The following is a 19,808-nucleotide window of genomic DNA, read 5'->3' on the forward strand; positions in this document are numbered from 1 at the left end:
TATTTGCTAATTAATTATAGTATATCTTATACATTAAATAATAAAGTATAAGATATACGTTTGTTTTAGTATAACTTATACCATAAACATTATTCTGGAATTTTTATCATAATGACTTTTTACGTCAGCCAGAACAGTAATTCAAGGGATTTTTAGTATATATCTGCTATTAAATTAAATTATAGCAAATATATTAAATATATTTAGTATATCTTATACATTAAATAATAAAGTATAAGATATACGGGGAGCGTCAATAATTTTGTGTAAATGATTCTTCCCTACTGCAGATTGTTTCTAATTCTCAATCAGTTGGCTTAGCATTTGTTCAAGTTCGCCTTCGGCCTGTTGAAAGCCTTTATGACTGCGACCTAGGAATTTTTGGTTGTAAGTATCAAAAGACGAGACTAAGAAACGTTCCATCGACTCTTCGTTTTGGAACTGTTCCTTGCGGTGGCTGTATTTCTTGATTTGCTTATTAAAGGATTCAATCAAGTTCGTAGAATAAATACTCTTGCGTATGGCCAAGGGGAAATCATAGAAAGTGAGCAAGTGAGCGTTCGAAAGAATCGATTCAACCACTTTTGGATAGCTGGTTTTCCATTTTTCCGCAAAAGCACCACGTGCTTCCAACGCCACCTCTTTAGATGAGGCTTGATACACCATTTTAAAATCATCACAGACTTCCTTACGATCATCGACACGCACTTTGTGACTGATATTACGGGAAACGTGTACACAACAATGTTGAAAACGAGCTTTGGGATAGAACCGACTAATCGCTCCTACCATCCCCTTTAAGCCATCCGTGATGAACAGGAGGACATTTTTCAAACCGCGCTCTTGAAGGTCCAATAAAATTTCCTCCCAAATCGTGATGGATTCAGTCGGTGCAATCGCATAGCTCAATACTTCCTTTGATCCGTCCGGGCGAATGCCAACTGCGATATGAATAGCTTCCTTGGCGACGGTTTTCCGCTTTAACGGAATATACGTTGCGTCCATATAAATAGCAGCATAACGGTCATGAAGCTCCCGCCCTTTAAACGCCGTTACCTCTTCTGTAAATGATTTTGTTATATTAGACATGGTTTGGGGCGTGTAGTGATGCCCATACATTTTCTCAATCAAGTCTGCGATTTCCGACATGGTAATACCTTTTCGGAAGAGGTGAATGACGGTCTCCTCTAACGTGTCATTCGTCCGTCTATAAGCAGGAACAGTCTGTTGCTTGAACTCACCATTGCGGTCGCGCGGAATCTGGAGATGAAGTTCCCCATACTCGGTCTTGACCGTACGGTCATAGGAGCCGTTACGAGAATTACCCGTGTTAAAACCAATGCGATCATACTTTTCGTAATCTAGGAAAGCCGTTAACTCCGTTTTGAGAAGCGTATTGACTGCTTTCTCCAAATGGACACGGAATAATTCATTCAAATCGCCTTTGTTCGCTAGAGTCTTTAGAATTTCTGTAGTAAAATCGTTCATAGGGAAGTCCTCTCTTCTGTGAATGTGTTGTGGTAACTCTATTCTACAGAAGGGACTTCCTTTTTTCTATTTACACAAAATATTTTACACTCTCGATATACGTTTATTCTAGTATAACTTATACCATAAATGTTATTCTGAAATTTTATCAGAGTGATTTTTTTACGTCAGCCAGAACAGTAATTCAAGGGATTTGTAGTATGGATCTGCTATTAAATGAAATATAGCAGATATATTAAATATTTTTAGTATAACTTATACTTTTTATCGACATATAAAGTATAAAATAAATATTGATTAAAACGAATATATAAGTTATACTTTAAATAAAGATAAAAGAAAGTAGGTAAAAATATGACAGCAACTACTTATACAGTCGGGAACTTTAAAGGTGGAGTAGGAAAAACCAAGATAGTTACAATGCTAGCTTTTGATAATGCTGTAGTAAATAAGAAAAAAACACTGGTAATAGATATTGATCCGCAAGCCAACGCTTCGCAAATATTAGCAAGAACTGTTGACTTAGATCATATTGATAAAACAATAGTAGATGGGATCAACGAAGAAGACCTTTCAATTTGTATAACGCCGATTATGGAAAATCTAGATTTAATTGCATGTGATACAAGTTTTAGATCGTTTTCTAACTATGTTATTGCTAACTTTGAAGATGAGAAAGAACAAATCATGGTTTTAGAAAAATTATTGGAACCTATCAAAGAAAATTATGAGACTATTTTTATTGATGTGCCTCCAACTATTAGTGCATATTCAGATAATGCTATGGCGGCCTCTGATTACAGTATAATAGCTTTTCAAACACAAGAGGAATCGTTAGATGGAATTGGAAAATATGTTGGGTACCAAAAATTTATGATTAACAACTACGATATTGACCTTGAAGTGATTTCTATAATTGCATGCATGCTTGAACCAGACGATGATTTAGATAAAAGTGTATTGAGCGAGGCTATAGATTTATATGGATCCGCTGTGTCTAAGAATATTGTTAATTTCCAAAAACGACTAAAACGGTATTCAAGAGAAGGAATATCTTTGAAAAAGTATCGAAACGGAAATTATGATCAATGGGACTATAGGGCACATGAACCGTTTATAAAAATACTAGCCGAACTTGAATCACGCAGAAAGATATTTGAAGAATAGCTAGGAGGGAAAGAATATGAGTGAAAGGAAAGAATTTAATGTTGATACCAAAGTTGATACAGAATATGCTGGTCTCTTAAAACCAGGAATAAAAAAGAAAAAATCTGTATCAATTAGAGGAGAAAACGAATTTGGACACTCTTCTTTGATAAATAAGAAACCAAAAGCGACTACTTCAGCAGCAAGTAAAAAACGAGGACGTCCTATAGAAATTACAGATGAAAGATTTAAAGTTACAAAACCAAAAAAAATATCTCCTGCTTTGGAGTCAAAACTAAACGTACTACAAGACTACGTTGAGGAACTTCAATCAGTGCAGGGTAGGATTACCTTTGAAAAACTTATTGACACTTTATCGGAAGCGTATATTACGCAAAAGTTAGGAGTGGCGAAAGAGGAACACTTGAGAGAAGAAATAAAAGATGCATTTGATAAGCTTTAATTTTTTCAAGTCATTCAAAAATAAAGGTATAAGTTATTATTGATTACCGAAACATAAAGTATAACTTATACTTTATGTTTCGGTATTAAAAAATATTTGTTGCCAGAGAAAGCTTATTTTAAAGGCATCGTTTTATTACCTATTGTAGTAATTTAAAGTATAAGATATACAATAATATCTAATTAGGTATAACTTATATGAGGTTTATTTAAGTATAACTTATACTTTATAGAAATTTATTCTTGTACAAATTTAACTGTTTTGTTATATTCAAATAAATAATACATATAAAAAAGAGACGGATAAAAAAGTGAATTTGGCCTCACTTCTTCATCTGAATCACATACAACAACTATGTGTTCTCGCTCGTCTCATGGAAATTATGTAAGTGGCTGGAAACCACTTATGTGATTTGAATAAATCTATTCGGACTACCAATCCGAACTTATAGGATTATTTTACCATTTTTTGACGAGCAACTCAATATATATACGCTTATTTTGTCATTCCTTTGAGACTTCTAAGCCATTGAGAGAACACAAATTTTTAAGATTATTTGTGTTCTCTTTTTGTTTAGGAAGGAATAACAGTCATGGCAGCTTCTTTGGATGTCGTATATTCGACGGTATTACAAAATGGTATCCGTAAATTCAAATATAAAAACAGCCACCTAAAATCGGTCTCTTTTAGTGATCAGCCGGGGAAGGGGGCTATTTTTGCGTACCGTTCAAAGGAACACATGATCGAGGGGATTGGACTAGTGATCACTTCAGAAGAAGGGGTGATCGAAAACAATAATCGATTCACTCATTGGACACCAAATGTATTTCGCTATGGAACGTATGCTGATGAAGCCAGAATGTTTACAAAAGGTCATTCTGAGGACAATTTGCGTCAAATCAATACTTTCTTTGTTGATTTTGACACATTGGATCCAAACTTTGACTATGGAGAAATTATCTTGGCCAGTCACGAGATCGGCTTTATGCCGACAATGATTCTACGTACACCGCATGGATTTCAAGCTTTCTATGTACTAGACAAGCCTGCATACGTGACGAAGAAATCAAATTTTAAAGTGATCAATGTGGCCAAAATGATCTCAAAAAATCTAAGAAACAAATTTTCAAATGATTATCGGTTTCCTGTTGATGTAAATGCCAATCATTTTGGGATCACACGAATGCCTTCTGAAGAGAATGTTTTATTCTTTGAACCACAGTATCGTTATAGTTTCGAAGAATGGATCGACTGGTCAATGAGAGAAGATGCGGACAAAAAAGCGGAGATCAAGAACGTTTTTGTATTACCATCTACTCAAGAATTTCGTCAAGTCGATGAACCATGGTTCCAGCTGTTGCTAAAAAGTCAAAAAATACAAGGTGAAAAGGGCGTATATGGTCGAAATAATGTCATATTCACCTTGTCTTTGGCATACTTTTCGTCAGGATACGAAGTAGAAGCATGTGAATTGACGATGTTAGAATTCAATGACCGCTTGGCTAACCCTTTATCTGATCGAGAATTAACCAGAATCATTCGTTCCGCTTACTCCGGAAAATATCAAGCAGCGCACAGAGAAAAAGTTGTCCTATTATGCCAAGAGTGGGTCGATGCCAATCTTTCTGAAGAGCAGCTATTCAATAAAAAACGGGGTTGGTGGAAATTCAAGAAAGAAAGAGCTGTTCGCAAGTATTCACATAGTTATGAATGGGCAGAAGATCTACTGTCCTATTTGAATGAGCAATCCTATGAAGAACAACCATACATTATTTCTACAAAAAAAGAGTTAACTGAACGTTTAAAGATCCCAAAACGTTCCCTGGACAAAGTACTGAAGAAGTTAAGAGAAGAGAACAAAATTCATATTCGTGTTCGTGCTGGTCGTAATGGAGGTATTATGCTAGCTTCGACACATGGATTGATGCGCTCCGTTATCCGGCTAAAAAAAGAAAGCCAGGGGGCTTATTTCGCTGCGATCTCAGAAGCTTTTGGAAGAGAATACACGTTTGTCCAGACAGCACTGAAACGCTTGATAGAACCCAATAAGATCGGCGTGCAAACAGATCTGTTCATGATTGATACAGGTTGAAATTAAAAGGTGCAAATTGCCTATTACATTATATCTATGATACGTCCCTTCTTTTTCTCCGCTTTGCTTGCTGGTCTTAAGAAAGAGTAGTATTATTATCGCAAACGTAATAATATGGTGGGAGGTCTTTCTGACTATGAGTATCAATACCTTTGTATATCCCTACCCGATCAATGTATTTATTATTTCGCGGCTAGGGATGACAGTAGAGCAATTTTGTGAGTTGCATGGTTATAAGCAGAGTACAGTAGCAAGCTGGGTAACAAGAAACCGTGCAGTAAAAACGTTACCTTGTGATTTTTTATATTGCCTTAGTCTTTCTTCAGGCTGGTCGATGGATGATGTTTATCGTCATTTATTGGTATTGGAGGAGAGGTTTTTAAAGAGTATTAATCCAAAAAAGAAGAAAGAACAGGTGGATTGATTGATGACGGAGGAGGAGTTATCTGTTCTTAATAGAATCAAAGAATTGTCTGTTCTTTTGAAGATTTATTATGGTATTCTGTTCTTTTCATTTGTTACAGTAGGCTTAGTTTCTCTTTTGTTGACTCTTTTATCGTTATGGACGAATATGATGTTATTTTTATATTTACTTTTACTGTTTTTTTTAGGATTAGGGGGAGTAGGTACTGCCATTCTTGATGATTATAAGTGGTCATTGTTTAGTGGAATTTGTAGGAGAATGAAAAAAAGTGCAACTGTTGAGTCTTATGAATGTTGGAAGAAGGAATTGAAGGTATAGATATATGTATCTATAAAAGTTGAGTAAAGAATACTAGGCTTTCTCTTATGTTTTTAAAATGTATACAGGTGGAATATGAGTATTATTTGGACAGGTAGTATTTTTGTCAGAAAAATGGTGTAAATCTTTATATAGGCCTTTATCAAAAGATTTAAGTGTAATAAATTGTGTTATTTAGAAACGTTTTAATTCAATTTAATGAATTTATTTTATTTTTCAGAGTAGATCTATAGTAAATTCCTAAAGGATTGCGGCCGCATTTTTAGTTTTCAAGAAACCAGGTGAGTTACTGTGGCGATTAATTTATCTAACATAATTAAAAGTGTCTTTAACGTTGAAGTTGATCCGTTTTCAAAATGTATTGCTATTTTATGTATAGTTGTTACAGTATATCTCTTAGTTTTTAATTATAGCGATTTACTTGACGCATATAATGTGTATGAATAATCATTAAAATTTAAATTATAATGTCGGTTAACATAAAAAAAAGTTCCAAAATGATTTTCTCAAAGGAAGGATAAAAATTGTTGATCAAAATGCTACCACTTTTAATACTCATAGGGTTTTATATTTTTATTAGTATTAAGATAAGAAATGCGAATGATATTAGCAAAACGACTAAATATGTTTTCTACTTTTTTATTGTTTTGGGAGGGGGAATCCTCCTTTATATTGCATTTGTTTTCTTATTTTTTGGTATAAATTTTTGAGGATGGAGGAGATGTAATAGTTATGAAGAAGACACTTGTTTTCTTTAAAATACATTTATAATACTAATATCTAATCCAGCAAATTTGACAGTGGATAAATTAATATCTAGTGATTATGAACTATCTCAATTTATAATAGATTCGTTAGAGAAGAAGAATCTATGTGTTGTCAGTGATTGAAATCAGGATATATATTTGGTTTTAAAAAATGATTTTGTTAACCAAGATCGAGATTTATTAATACAATAGGTGAGGCGTTAAATAGAAGTAAAGAAGATAATGAACTTCACTATACTAATAATTTAGACTATCTAGAATATCAAATGGAAAACAATATGGACTAGGGAATAAATAAGATAAATCCTATTGATCATTTAGATAAAGCTCGTAAAATGCATGACGGTTGTTACAAATAGAGGGGGATAATACAATATGAAGATTTATATAAAGTATTTAGCACAACCAAAACCCACTAACATTATGTGCACTGTTGTTTCTGAATATTTTAATTGCTTATATTTATTATACTTAAGAAGTAGCAAAATATACGACTAAAAAATAAACAGACTGAAAGAAGTGAAAACAAATGACAAAGGAACGGCTGCAAATTTATATTGATCCTGAACACAGAGAAGCATTAGAAGAATTAAAAGAATTGTTAGCAGTGGAAGATTCAGCAACGGATAGTGCCTTAATTCGCTATATTATTTTGGAATTGTATCGATTAAAGACAAAAGAAAATATCCAAATGCGGGCACTTTTAAACCGTTTGGATGAACTTTTAATTTATTCAAATAGTTTTGCGGAAACAATGGACGTCGATATTTTTGATCTCGAAAACTCTGAAAAATACAAAGAAGTAAAGGCACAACAAAGAGGAAAATGGGCAAATAGTCGGCGAAAAAAAGCAAAAAATAAATCACAAAAAAGACCCGTTAATAATCAAAAAGAGAAAGCAAAAGAAGAAAAAATAAATTCAGAATCGCTCACTTACAATGATCTGATTGCGAAGTATTTGTAAAAATTTGTCTTTCAAAAAGGACGATCGATGGTGGTACCTAGAGACTACTTTTCGCAAAAATGACTACTTGAGTAGTCTTTGAACAACTCCCTGACAACTGCTAAAAACTATGCTGTGATATCACATTTATTTTCTTCAAAACGCAATAGGCACAGCCTATTTTCCCACTTTCAACATGAGTGTGGTGCGTTTACCTTATGCTCTTTCCCTTTTTTGATCTAAAAGAAGCAATCGATTTACCTGTTCCTTCACTTTTTTATCAATATTTTTTCCTAAACGGTGAGTATAATTGTCGCTTTTCATTTTTATTTTAATATTCAAATTGAAGACAAGGAGTTCGGTTAGTTGATTTATACAATTAGTGACATTCAAAAATTATGTACACCAATATTTTTAGAATGGAAAATAAAAAAAGCTTTTTTGTTTGGGTCATACGCTCGAAACGAAGCAACAGAAACCAGTGATTTAGATATTTTAATCGACGGTGAAGGGTCTTTGCTCCACAATATATTTGATGTGATTCGGTTAAAAAGTAAATTAAGTAGCGCATTAAAAAAAGAGATAGACCTTATTACACTACGTGCAATCAACGCAGAAACAAATAAAAAAAGAAACCCACTTCTCAAAGAAAATATAGAAGCAGATTGTGTAATGATTTATGATTTTAAAACGAGCGACTCATTTAAAGTAAAGGGTTGAAGCGCAGATACCATTGATCAATTTTTACAAAACTTTTAATTAGCCAGAGAGAATAAACTTTGCAAAATAGTTTACTTTCGTTATGATAAAAAAGAGAAATGGCGTACAGCGTTTGCTGTGCAGACGCTGTAGGATTTTTGCGCTAGCAAAAAATCCTTGTAGCCTTTCTGGTGTCACTTCAGCTTGCTGTGCGAGCTGAAGTGACCGTGAACCCCCATTTACTAATAGGGGGGTTAGGAAACGACTTCCTACATGTAACGAGGTCAGAAAAACTTTAGTGCTGCAAGGGATTGAGCAATTTTAAAGTTGGTTACATTTTTGACCGATAAAAGTTGAGAATGTAACCAACTTTTTTAGACAGAAAATCGCAAATAGTTTCAATGTGAAAAAACGATCGGTACTGATTGCTGCATTTTGATTTTTTCAAAATTTCTTGCTATAATAAATGTGCGAAGCGATATTAAAGAACAAGCATGTTTACACCAAAAAGCCCTCCTACTGCGAATAGGAGGGCTTTTTTTGCGCTGTTGCGACTCCAGCGTTGGGGCCAGAAGGCAACTGCTTCGACTATCGGCTAATCGTCTAGCCAGCGATCAACTAGTAAGAGTACTAGACCCACGAATAGTGGAGCGATAATCAGCGATATTAAAGTTTCTAGCATATTTACACCCCCTCACGGGGCAGTTGCCATTAACGAGTATAACATGAACAATTCAAGTGATCAGTTGTTTCTTTATTTTCTATTGCCTTTATAATAATCCATAAAAAGAGGAGTTGATCTTGTGCACGGTGAAGAGGATTCTCGGCTAACCTATGAACTTTCCCGCTACTTGACCAATACAGAATGGGATCGAATCGAGCGAACCAAAAAAATTTATGAAAGGATCAAGAGTGAGGAAGAACTGAACCGACTCAGTAAATCCACAAAAATCCCTTTCGACCATTTACTGCTGATCATGCAAGGTGAGATCATAGCGGACGACTATATACTAAAATTACTAGAAGAAAACATGTAGTTTTCTTACTGCATGTTCCTCTACTTTGATTGCTGCATTCAATCGGTTTCGCTTGGCAAAGCGAATTCCTGTATACTAAAAGAAAAACAAACGAGGTGGCACCCTTGTGACAACGGACAGATAACCAAAACAAATGTTGACAGTAAAAGAACTTGCTGAATTTTTTGGTATCAGCAGACAAGCTAGGTCGTCCCGATTTGCTTGAAGCGTTCGAAGTTCCTGACACAGCAGCTGCACGTATACTAAGACTAAAAACTGATAGACCAACATTAAGAAAAGAGAATATATTATAGAAAATATAACTTTAAGGTGGAATAGTTATGGGTAAATTCTTTTCAAAATATGATTATTTTTTATATTTTATTGTCGCTATTTTAAGTTTAATCGCATTTCTAGCAAGACATAGTACAATTTGGTTAGTGTTATTTTTCGGGTGGTTAAGTATTGGATTTACTCATGTTGCAAGAAAAAAGCACAAGTAGCAAAGTAAAAAAAAACTTGCAAAGATTTTTCTTTGCAAGTTTTTTTTACTTTAATTGAGATCTTATCCATTCTATTGCAGAACTTTTGCTATTATTTGTTCGAACATCTGGATTAATAGGAACATTTTTATAAATTTTATTTGTTCTGTCTTTTACAAAAGCAGAAGTTATTTGTAATGTCGATCCATCGTATAAATAGACAGTTTGATTGGCAGAAGTGTAACCTGCTGAATCAGACCCAAAAAATTTAACATTAGGGATCCCCTTAAAGCACAAAGCGGTTAATTCGCCAGAACTCCCTGTATTACTGTCTATTAATATGGCAATCGGCACTTTTTTTATTTTTTTGTTATCACTTATTTTTATTGTTGAGATGTTACTGTTTAATTCGCCACTTTTAAGAGTTACAGGCTCTAAATCGTTGTTTTTATCTACATAACTAAATAATTTACCATCTGGTAATATGGCAGATAGACCTAATATCATAGGAGCCATATCTCCTCCTGTATTTCCACATAAATCAACAATTACGGACTTATAAATTTTCTTATGCAATGCCGTTTCTAAAATAGTAGTATACTCTTCGGCTTCTTTATCACTTCCAGTAAATGCAGGAATAGTTAATACTAAAATATCATTTTCGACTTCTGCCTTGGGTTTTACATATTCTTCAATACTTTTTTTTGACATATTTTCTTCATCTTCAATAAACGAATGCTTGCCTCCTGCAACTTTAATCGCCTTTTTTAAATTAGGGATTGTTTCTGCATAATCTTTAGCATTTGATGTTTCTTGTATCGTATTTTTTTTAGTTTCTACCCATTCTTTTGAGTCAGTGAACAGCCCAAGTTCGTCCATGTTATTTAGGGCAACTTGTACATACTTCTGAGGGGATGGTGGTACTAAATATATGTTTAATTTATACCCCCAAAAATAGATAATCCCTAAAAATAAAACACATATTGTCACTACAGCTAATAAAATACGCTTCACTATTTTCATACTAAGTATTCTCCATAAATGATTTTAATATTATTAAAACATAATTTGGATGGAAAACCATGGACCTTACGACCGATTAGTGATAAAAACTATTAGCGTTCATTTTTCTCTCTAATCTCTAAATAGTTGCTTATTATATTTTTTTCATATGCATTTTTGAAAAATATTTTCTAATTGATTAGAAAGGATCTTATTGAAATTCGTTTATTAGATCGGATTCCTGTATACTAAAAGAAAAACAAACGAGGTGACACCCTTGTGACAACGGATAGATAACCAAAACAAATGTTGACAGTAAAAGAACTTGCTGAACTTTTTGGTATCAGCAGACAAGCTATGAGGAAACATGCTGACAACCTAGAGCCAACATACCTTGCCAAAAACAGCCAAGGGTATAAGACAGTTCTGTGGTCGGGAGTGTTGCACCTTGCTGACAAGCTAGGACGTGCTGAGTTGCTTGAAGCGTTCGAACTTCCTGACGCAGCAAGCTCTGACAGTATAGAAACGAAGTTGTTTGCACAGTTGCAACAAAAGGACGCACAAATTGAGCAGCTGCAGTCGTTATTAGCCCAACAACAAAAACTTCTTGATCAGCAACAACAACTAACTTTGCAAGCGAACAAACAAATACTGCTTCTGACGTCGCAGGAACACTTCTCATAAGATTTAAACAAAGAATCCAACAATGATACCAAAAATTTTAAAACGTCTCAAAGTGGTTATGAGACCCCCTCAGAACATAAGGGGAAATTTACTCCTGAAAATGAAGTCGTGCGACTGAAACAAGAAAGACAGAAGAAGTGGTGGCACTTTTTCCGTGAAACCTAAGATAGCGTTGAAAGGATGAATTGTGTATGTCGTTTTCAGCTTATGTTGACAGCTATCCGATTACTGCGTATATCGTGGGGCACCTTGGTTTGTCGGTGAGTGATTTTTGTCGGCGGTATGAATTTGATCCCACGATCGTCAGCGGCTGGCAGACAGCGAATCGTTCCGTTTTCTCCTTGCCTGCTGACTTTGTGGAATGCCTGGCTATTACGTCCGACAAAACAGCGGATCAAGTCCGCTGCATTTTACGCTTGTTAGAAAAGCAACATTTCGCTTATCTTGCGACGAGTCCAGCTTGGAACATAACACCGTTCCAACTCGTCCCCCCGATTTCTTCAAAAAAGATCCAAAGAGAAGAAGCTTGATTTACCGACGTTTTAGGCTCTCAACATAGCTAGACCAATTGAAAATCACAAAGAACGCCCGTCAATCGTTGCCATTTTGAGAAACAAAGACGAAAAAAGACCTGGAAACTCCAGGTCTTTTTTGATATAAAATTCAGGTTCAAACAACAACTGTTTGTATCACCTATCATGAAAAGAGGAATAATGTGCGATTATTTGATGTTCACCAATTTGAATTACCTGAAAAAGAGGTGATCGATTGGGATAAAACCAAAGGAGAGATCGGATCGATGCTCTCTAGTTATCTTGTTTCAAGAGAAAGGATGGGATTGACGAGAATGCCGCCGATCCATTCAACGTATTCGCTTTTAGACCAAGATATACCAGAAATCAAACACTCTAGCTTTGTTCAAGAAAATCAGCAGTTCAAACAAGAGTTTCTTTATTTTCACCACTTGTTTTCTTTGGGTCTGACGGCCATTAGCCATCCATATAAACCAGAAATCACCGATCGGAGACGAAAGATTTTTTTGATGCGTTTTGTCTACGGACTATCAATCAATCATGTGAGCGATCGGATCCATTATCAGAAAAATGTGATCGTCGATGATTCTCAATTAGGCTTACTGCAGTTTGCGAATGCTTTGTCTATCCTGGTATTAAAAGAACAAGAGATCTCTGCTTGATCCTGGTATTTTTTTCTATCGATCACTTCGGGTTGTGTCAGCAACACGGTTTCTGAAGGAGCGGTGGTGGTGGCTGGAGCGACTGAAGGAACAAGCATTTCACTCGGATTTAGACATAAAAAAAACGCTAAAAGCCTTGATAAATATAGGTTTTTAGCGTGAGTTATGGTATAATATGAGTACAGTAAAGTTTGTGACGGTGGCGCTTTTTTTGAAAGTGAGGTGGTGCATTATGAATGTACTATCGAAATCTGAAGAAAGGAGTAGCCTTTTGCAAGATGTGGATATAATCGGCATTTTGTTAGCAATAGCGCCTGTTTTATTAGCCTTCATTGGTTTAATCGAAGCATGTGTGAAACTAGCAGATACGATTATAAACACTCGTTCTTCTAAGCGTAAAAGCAAGAAGAAACGAAAAAAGAGTGCAAAAAAATAACCGTCAACTTTAGCAGGGTTACGGTTATTTTTAACTAATTGATCCGCCGCCGTCTTAAACGGTGCTGTAGGGGAGTTGTTAGCGCAACTCCTCTTTACATAGTAAGTATAGCAAGATTTCAGTGAAATATCAACCTTTTGCTCTACAGACGTGCCTTGCACGTCTATTTTTTTTGCCCTCCTAAGTGGTGGAGGCGGCTGGAACGTGGAGGGCAAAAAAGATCGCTTTTATTTCTTAAAAAAGATCTAAGTACCACCATTGTTGTCTGTGAGGACAGCTTTTTTTGTGGGCTAGGCATAGCAAAAAGGGGCAGTAGGTTAAAAGCTGGGAATGTAGAACTACTTAATTGGTGAAACTAGCTAGAAGGGCAAAATCGACGATTCATGAGTTCGAAGGAAGGAGAATGCAAGATTTACAACTAGTTTACTGAAAAAACGTGTGGAATTTACAAGAATTTAACGCTTCATCGGTATAGTGGACGTGTGGGAGAAAATCACGGAATTAAAGGAGGGGTAAAAATGACCATGATCACCGCACACTCTGGTAGTGACAATATGGGGGAGAATAGCTGGACATTTATTCGCTTTTGTTTGGATCGCCAGCTTTGTTTTGAAGTAGATGTGCGTCAGCAAACAGATGGTACGCTAATACTAGCCCATGACAGGCAAGAAGTTGTCCCAGAATCGGTAACCCTTGAGCAAGTGTTTCAAGCAGTGGCCAATGAGAAGACAACCATGACTATTAACTGTGATTTAAAAGAAGAGGGATTGGAAATGGCCGTTTTTTCGCTGGCACAAACCTATCAAATCTGGACACAAATTGTTCTCAGTGGCTATGTACGAGTATCTTGGGCCGCGATTTGGGGAAAGCATATATTTTATAATATTGAAAATCAGTTCGAAGGGAAAAAACTTGGGGATATTACCGAAGCAGATTTGATCGAAACCTTACAGGAATTAGCCTATCAAAGCGTTCAAATCGTCAATATTCATGAAGGATGGTTAACTGAGTTGGCCCGTGAAGTGGGGCAGCAGCTAGGATTGACATTTTCTGTTTGGACAGTCAATGAACTAGAAACGATTGAGTACCTTGCGAGCTGTGGTGTTTATAATATAACCTCACGTTGTGCATGGGCCTATTTATTATGGAAGAAAGGAGCAAAAAGTCATGCTGAAATACTTGAATCCCAAGCGTCTTTATCATAGCTTTGGGAAAAGATACTTCTGGAATTTTTTCCTTTTTGCTTGTTTTCTCTTGTTTTTTTACAGCCCATTGTTAAATACCTTGATGCTAGCCTTTGCGGATACCTATCAAGTTCCCCATGTTTTCCCGACGAAGTTTGGGTTTGAATGGTGGAAATATATTTTTAGTCAAGATGATTTGTTGCAATCAATTGTGAATTCCTTTGTGATTGCGGTTTTGGCAACGGCAATTTCCCTCGTGATTTGTGTCCCTGCTGCATATGCCCTTGCTCGCTTTGAATTTAAAGGAAGAAGCTTCTTCTTGTTTTCCTTTTTACTCTCGAATGCGTTCCCGAAAATTGGGCTGTATACGGCTTTAGGTATTTTGTTCTATCGCTTTCAACTTATGGGGACCTTAGCTGGCGTGTTGATTGTTCATATATTAAATACGATGATTTTTATGATCTGGATTCCTGTTAGTTCGTTTCAAACAATTCATCAGCAACAAGAAGAAGCAGCCAGAGATGTTGGCGCCGGTCCTTTTCGTACCTTTCTAAAAGTAACGATGCCAAGTGCGATTCCAGGTATTGCTGTTGCATCCATGTATACCTTTTTAGGTTCGATGGAAGAGGCCCAAGGTACTTTGCTAGTCGGGTTCCCCGAAATCAAAACAATGGCTACCTCAATGTATAGCGTAATTTTGGACTATCCACCAATGGCAGGTGCTGTCTTTTCCCTGTTGCTTCTATTGCCGACAATTTTGATTATTTGGCTTTGTCGAAAAATTTTCGGAAAAGATATTTTTTCTGGTGGGATGTCACTGTAAAACAGGAGGAACGAAATGGCAATGGAAAAGGTACAAATACAAAAAATGAGTAAAACCTATGAAAATGGCGATGGGGTAAAAGCCATTGATTTAACGATCCATGAAGGGGAAATTTTGACCCTTTTAGGACCATCAGGTTGCGGTAAAAGTACGATTTTACGCTGCTTGGGGGGCTTCCAACCGATTGACGAAGGACGGATTGTAATCGATGGGGAAGATGTCACCACGACGCCGCCAGAAAAACGGCCTACCTCCATGGTATTTCAGAGCTACAATTTATGGAATCATATGACCGTGTATGAAAACCTGGCCTTTGGCTTAAAGTTAAGGAAGCTTCCAAAAGGAAAGATTAAAGAGCAAATTTCTGACATGCTGACCTTACTAGGGTTACCAGATGTTGCAAAAAAATTTCCTAATCAGCTTTCTGGCGGCCAACAACAACGGATTGCAATTGGTCGCTCCTTGCTATTGGATCCATCTGTTTTATTACTAGATGAGCCATATTCGGCTCTAGATGCCAAAATTCGGCAGCAGATGCGAGAAGAGCTAAAACGAATCCAAAAAGAAACTGGTGTGACGGTTGTCTTTGTGACCCACGACCAAGAAGAAGCAATGGCGCTATCCAATCGCATCGTGGTGATGGAGCAAGGGAAAATTGCGCAAATCGGGACGCCGTCAGAGATTTATGATGCACCAAAGAGTCGCTATATTGCTTCGTTTATCGGAGAGATGAACTTTTTTAAAGAAAATAATGGCTTAGAAATTGCCTTTCGTCCAGAGGATGCGCTCCTTTCTGCTACTTCTGGGACCTATCAGGGACAGATCAAACAATTGATGCCAGTAGGTCATTATAGTGTTGCGACCATCCTGTATCAACGGCAATTACTGAAGATTTATTTAGCAAAAGGTGACAGCAACAAATTTGAAGAAGAGCAACAGGTGTACTTTACAATCCAAAAATCAATCACGTATCAGGAGGAAAAAGTAGGATGAAAAAAATGGGAAAAGTAGTAGCTGGGGTAGTAAGTCTTGTGGCAGCGGCAATGGTATTTAGCGGATGTGGGACGAGTCAAGCAAGTGAAACTGCAACAGAAAAGGAAACAGTAACGCTATGGGCAGGTGGATCGGACAATGTCAAAGTCGGAATGGACAAAATTGTCGATGCCTTTAATGAAAGTGAAGCTGGCGAAAAGTATGAGCTGAAGTTACAGTTTATTTTATCTGGTACAGGGACGCAAAGCTTAATGGATCGGATTGTTGCAGCGAAAAAAACCGATCAAAAGGATACAGATTATGACTTGATTCTGGCTTCCGATGCTGAATATGCGACCTATGTACAAGAAGGTGGAGAGGATATTTTCACGCCATATGACGCAGCCAACATCCCTAATTTAGAAAATGTGAAAACGCAAGTATCAGACGGTGAAGGAGTTTTGGTACCATATCGTGGAACGACGGTTGTCTTGGCCTATGATTCAAGTAAAGTAACGAATCCTCCAAAAACAGCAGATGAGTTATACCAATGGATTCACGACAATCCAGGACAATTTGCTTACAACACGCCAGGATCTGGCGGTGCCGGTGGAGCATTCGTTCAAACAGCTATCTACAATTTCTTGCCAGAAGAAGCACTAACCTCGAGTGATACCAAGTGGGAAGAGCAATGGCAATCAGGCTTTGATTTATTAGCAGAGCTGCATCCAGATTTATACCAATCTGGTGGAAATGTTATTTACCCAAATAAAAACCAAGGGACTCTTGATTTGCTTGTAAATGGTGAGGTCTCAATGATTCCTGCATGGGCAGATATGTTGATTACCAACCTGTCAAATGGCACTTTGCCTGACACGGTTAAAATGACACAAATTACCCCTGGGTTTACTGGAAATGTCGATGCTCTAGCTATTCCATCTATTGGCTCTAATCCAGAAGGGGCACAGGCTGTTATGAACTTTATGCTAACGGAAGATGCACAACAAATCTTGTTGGATTCGATGGCAGCAATTCCAGTTATTGATAGCAGCAAGTTATCTTCTGACAATTCTAAGTACCTAGAAGGTTTAGATATTAGTTCATTTAGAACGAGCAGCATTGGCACATTAGGCAATACCTTAAATGAACGTTGGGATCAAGAAATCGGCACACTTTCAAAATGATGCAAGAACTCAAAACCAAGGAATCCTTTGAAACAACCGGAGACAACCCACAGATAAAAGCGGGATTTTGGAAAAAGCATGGACCTAAGCTGATCCCTTACCTCATGATTTTTCCAGCTTTTAGCATGGTGATGCTGTTTATTGTGTACCCTGTCTTGACTACTGTGGTTCGTAGTTTTCAAGATGGGGAAACAAAGGCCTTTACTTGGAAAAATTACACTTATTTTTTAACGGACCCAATCCAGTTGGATAATCTTTGGTATACCTTGGAAATTGTCATTACTACCGTGATTTTCTCATTGGTATTTGGTTACGGGTTAGCCTTATACATCCGCTTTAAGAAAAATCGGTTTAGCCGATGGATGAGTGTGCTGAATATGGTGCCTCGTTTTGTCCCTGGGCTAGTGGCAGTGTATGCTATGACAATGGTGATTCGGGATGCGGGAGTGATTAACCGAATAAGTCAGTGGTTTGGTCTTAATTTTAAACCAGGGTTAATGTTTAATGAACGGGGAATTATTTTAATGAATCTCTGGTTCAACATTCCGTTTGTTACACTGTTGATTCTGGCGGGACTCTCGGCTATTCGGAATGCGTCGATTGAAGCCGCTAAAGACATTGGCGCCTCAAAATGGCAGATATTTTTAAAAGTGATTCTACCGAACACATACAAAGACATTGTGGTGGCGATGACCTTTGTCTTTATGGGAAATGTTGGCTCCTTTACGACACCATTTTTGATGGGAGGAAATCACCCGAAAATGTTGGGAATTGCGCTATATGACCAATTCAACAGCTACATGGATTATGAGCGTACCTCTGCGCTTTCGGTGATTATGTTCTTGATTTGTTCCGTGTCGGCGGTTGTCTATATCGCAACGAATCTGAAAAAGGAACAGGTTCGGCGCTAGCCATGCCGCAGCAATGTAAAAAAGAAAGGTGAGACTATGAGCAATCATCCAGATAAGCAGGAAACGGTCATATTACAGGAACGCTATCAATTAGGGGAACGACACCATCAAACGCATATAAAAGTTCCCTTTGTCGTGGCTGAAGCCTACGAGTATATCATGATTCAATTTTCCTATGGGCCTCAAATTGTTGACACCGAAGAAGCGAAGCCATACTTGGAACAAGCGGTGCTCCGATATTTTACACCAGAGGAGCAAACAGAGGGCAACTGGCAGAATTTTTTGCCCTTAGTGAACCTATTGACGCTTTCGGTTTCTCAAGAGGGGCATTATTTGGGCTGTTACCACCATAAGGCAGCAACCCAAGAAATCTATTTATCCGCTAAAACCAGCTCATTGGGATTTGAACGTGTGTCTCCGACTCCTGGTTTCTGGGAGTTACAGATTAGTTTGCATTGTATGCTTTCTAGAAAAGGCTTTGCAGAAATTTGTGTGATTGGAGGCCAGCAGGATGAAGTATTATCCCATTGAATTGCATGCTCATACGTGCCATAGTGATGGCGATTTTTCCATTCATCAATTGATACAAGCTGCCAAAGAGGAGCCGTACCAAGTGTTGACCGTCACGGATCATAATACCTTCGCACCTTATGCACAATGGCGACAAGAAAAGCTGGAACAAAACCAGCAGGATGATTTTGATGGCAATCTCCTAGTTGTACCCGGTATCGAGTGGACAACTTTTTATGGGCACATGCTGGTGATTGGTGCAAATCAAGTGATTGACTGGCGCCAAGCACAAAAAAGAAGCCTTGATCCACAATTGCGTCAAATCAAGGCGGCTCAGGGAATTGTGGGGATTGCGCATCCTTTTTCAATTGGCAGCCCTATTTGCACAGGATGTCACTGGGATTTTCACATTGAAGATTATGGGTTAGTGGATTTTATCGAAGTATGGAATCGTACCACACCAGATGAAAAATATCGCAGTCAACTGGCTTATGAATGGTGGACCTCGTTGCTGTTACAAGGAGAACGTATTTCCTGCAGCGGAGGTAGAGACTGGCACCGAATGGAAGCTCCTTCCGAAAACACGGCAATCAGTTATATTGGATTGGAAACCTTCACGCTAACGGAGGTTTACCAGAGTCTCCGCCAAGGGAATTTCTATATTTCCTTAGGACCAGTAATGGAGCTCTCTTTCCAGCAAGCCCATCAGAACTATTACATGGGGGATAATCTCTTGCCAGAGAAGGGGATTTTACAGATTATGGTACAAGACACCCCACAGCCTCGATTACAAGCTTTTGGGTTTGACCCTAAAACAATTCGCATGATTCAAAATGAACAGGTGGTCGCCGAAACGAAACTGACCAAAGGGGAGCCTTTACGGGTACCACTAGAGCTTGTTCCTGGATATCTTCGGGTTGAAGTGCTAGGTACCGCCAAGGGGCAGAAAAATCAACGTCTGATTCTCAGTAATCCTTTTTACATTCAAGAGAGCTAGAAGTTGCTACGTAAAGAAACAATAACCAACAACATCCTAGAGAGACTGCTGGCTCTTCGACATTTAGTGTTG

At 37.4% G+C, this 19,808-nt stretch carries 22 protein-coding genes; 19 read left to right on the plus strand and 3 right to left on the minus strand.

Annotation, left to right across the window (positions count from 1 at the left end; genetic code table 11):
* Positions 1-297: 297 nt before the first annotated feature.
* The gene (locus tag IGI69_RS16765; RefSeq protein WP_202546025.1) at positions 298-1,488 is read right to left on the minus strand and encodes an IS256-like element ISLgar5 family transposase; all 1,191 of its coding nucleotides are present in this window, start codon (positions 1,486-1,488) and stop codon (positions 298-300) included.
* 354 nt (positions 1,489-1,842) lie between these two features.
* Here IGI69_RS16765 and IGI69_RS16770 point away from each other — a divergent pair, with 354 nt between their 5' ends.
* The 7 genes from IGI69_RS16770 (at position 1,843) to IGI69_RS16800 (ending at position 8,361) form a co-directional block, all read left to right on the plus strand.
* The gene (locus IGI69_RS16770; RefSeq protein WP_029486053.1) at positions 1,843-2,655 is read left to right on the plus strand and encodes a ParA family protein; all 813 of its coding nucleotides are present in this window, start codon (positions 1,843-1,845) and stop codon (positions 2,653-2,655) included.
* A gap of 16 nt (positions 2,656-2,671) precedes the next feature.
* Positions 2,672-3,097, plus strand: a complete 426-nt coding sequence (locus IGI69_RS16775; protein WP_029486052.1) for a hypothetical protein — start codon at positions 2,672-2,674, stop codon at positions 3,095-3,097.
* A gap of 592 nt (positions 3,098-3,689) precedes the next feature.
* Complete coding sequence (locus IGI69_RS16780; protein WP_029486051.1) at positions 3,690-5,189, plus strand: primase C-terminal domain-containing protein; 1,500 nt, start codon at positions 3,690-3,692, stop codon at positions 5,187-5,189.
* A gap of 136 nt (positions 5,190-5,325) precedes the next feature.
* Entirely contained in the window at positions 5,326-5,613 is a 288-nt protein-coding gene (locus IGI69_RS16785) for a replication control protein PrgN (protein WP_029486050.1), read from the plus strand.
* 3 nt (positions 5,614-5,616) lie between these two features.
* Entirely contained in the window at positions 5,617-5,931 is a 315-nt protein-coding gene (locus tag IGI69_RS16790) for a hypothetical protein (RefSeq protein WP_029486049.1), read from the plus strand.
* 1,296 nt (positions 5,932-7,227) lie between these two features.
* Positions 7,228-7,662: a hypothetical protein gene (locus IGI69_RS16795; RefSeq protein ID WP_029486047.1), complete on the plus strand. Its 435-nt coding sequence runs from the start codon at positions 7,228-7,230 to the stop codon at positions 7,660-7,662.
* Positions 7,663-8,007: 345 nt separating this feature from the next.
* Positions 8,008-8,361 carry a nucleotidyltransferase family protein gene (locus IGI69_RS16800; protein ID WP_002337533.1) on the plus strand — a complete coding sequence of 118 codons (354 nt, stop codon included), beginning with the start codon at positions 8,008-8,010 and terminating at the stop codon, positions 8,359-8,361.
* A gap of 574 nt (positions 8,362-8,935) precedes the next feature.
* Here IGI69_RS16800 and IGI69_RS16805 read toward each other — a convergent pair.
* A complete protein-coding gene (locus IGI69_RS16805) occupies positions 8,936-9,022 on the minus strand; it encodes a type I toxin-antitoxin system Fst family toxin (RefSeq protein WP_115224856.1) in 87 nt (28 codons plus the stop codon).
* 121 nt (positions 9,023-9,143) lie between these two features.
* On the opposite strand from IGI69_RS16805, the gene IGI69_RS16810 reads away from it, so the two are divergent.
* Positions 9,144-9,377, plus strand: coding sequence for a hypothetical protein (locus IGI69_RS16810; protein WP_002337534.1), 234 nt, complete (start codon positions 9,144-9,146; stop codon positions 9,375-9,377).
* A 527-nt stretch (positions 9,378-9,904) separates the two neighbouring features.
* Here the strand turns inward: IGI69_RS16810 and IGI69_RS16815 are convergent.
* Positions 9,905-10,861, minus strand: a complete 957-nt coding sequence (locus IGI69_RS16815) for a S41 family peptidase (RefSeq protein WP_029486046.1) — start codon at positions 10,859-10,861, stop codon at positions 9,905-9,907.
* Positions 10,862-11,146: 285 nt separating this feature from the next.
* On the opposite strand from IGI69_RS16815, the gene IGI69_RS16820 reads away from it, so the two are divergent.
* From IGI69_RS16820 to IGI69_RS16870, 11 genes are all read left to right on the plus strand, one after another.
* A complete protein-coding gene (locus tag IGI69_RS16820) occupies positions 11,147-11,524 on the plus strand; it encodes a hypothetical protein (protein WP_002337563.1) in 378 nt (125 codons plus the stop codon).
* A 191-nt stretch (positions 11,525-11,715) separates the two neighbouring features.
* Positions 11,716-12,054 (plus strand): hypothetical protein, encoded by a 339-nt coding sequence (locus IGI69_RS16825; protein WP_002337564.1) that lies wholly within the window; start codon positions 11,716-11,718, stop codon positions 12,052-12,054.
* Between the two features lie 185 nt (positions 12,055-12,239).
* Positions 12,240-12,719: a transcriptional regulator gene (locus IGI69_RS16830; RefSeq protein ID WP_194185704.1), complete on the plus strand. Its 480-nt coding sequence runs from the start codon at positions 12,240-12,242 to the stop codon at positions 12,717-12,719.
* A gap of 232 nt (positions 12,720-12,951) precedes the next feature.
* Complete coding sequence (locus IGI69_RS16835) at positions 12,952-13,155, plus strand: hypothetical protein (protein WP_010750032.1); 204 nt, start codon at positions 12,952-12,954, stop codon at positions 13,153-13,155.
* Between the two features lie 518 nt (positions 13,156-13,673).
* Positions 13,674-14,360, plus strand: a complete 687-nt coding sequence (locus IGI69_RS16840) for a glycerophosphodiester phosphodiesterase (RefSeq protein WP_002337529.1) — start codon at positions 13,674-13,676, stop codon at positions 14,358-14,360.
* Positions 14,323-15,162: an ABC transporter permease gene (locus tag IGI69_RS16845; protein WP_060792737.1), complete on the plus strand. Its 840-nt coding sequence runs from the start codon at positions 14,323-14,325 to the stop codon at positions 15,160-15,162. The genes IGI69_RS16840 and IGI69_RS16845 overlap by 38 nt, the downstream gene beginning before the upstream one ends.
* A 15-nt stretch (positions 15,163-15,177) precedes the next feature.
* Entirely contained in the window at positions 15,178-16,155 is a 978-nt protein-coding gene (locus IGI69_RS16850; protein WP_002337527.1) for an ABC transporter ATP-binding protein, read from the plus strand.
* Entirely contained in the window at positions 16,152-17,318 is a 1,167-nt protein-coding gene (locus IGI69_RS16855) for an extracellular solute-binding protein (RefSeq protein WP_002337526.1), read from the plus strand. Before IGI69_RS16850 ends, IGI69_RS16855 begins: the two co-directional genes overlap by 4 nt.
* Positions 17,315-18,229, plus strand: a complete 915-nt coding sequence (locus tag IGI69_RS16860; RefSeq protein WP_002337525.1) for an ABC transporter permease — start codon at positions 17,315-17,317, stop codon at positions 18,227-18,229. The genes IGI69_RS16855 and IGI69_RS16860 overlap by 4 nt, the downstream gene beginning before the upstream one ends.
* A 36-nt stretch (positions 18,230-18,265) precedes the next feature.
* Complete coding sequence (locus tag IGI69_RS16865) at positions 18,266-18,760, plus strand: hypothetical protein (protein WP_002337524.1); 495 nt, start codon at positions 18,266-18,268, stop codon at positions 18,758-18,760.
* Positions 18,741-19,736, plus strand: coding sequence for a CehA/McbA family metallohydrolase (locus IGI69_RS16870; RefSeq protein WP_002337523.1), 996 nt, complete (start codon positions 18,741-18,743; stop codon positions 19,734-19,736). The genes IGI69_RS16865 and IGI69_RS16870 overlap by 20 nt, the downstream gene beginning before the upstream one ends.
* Positions 19,737-19,808 lie beyond the last annotated feature (72 nt).

It is taken from the genome of Enterococcus sp. DIV1083b, from assembly GCF_051713705.1.
Lineage (GTDB): Bacteria > Bacillota > Bacilli > Lactobacillales > Enterococcaceae > Enterococcus_D > Enterococcus_D casseliflavus.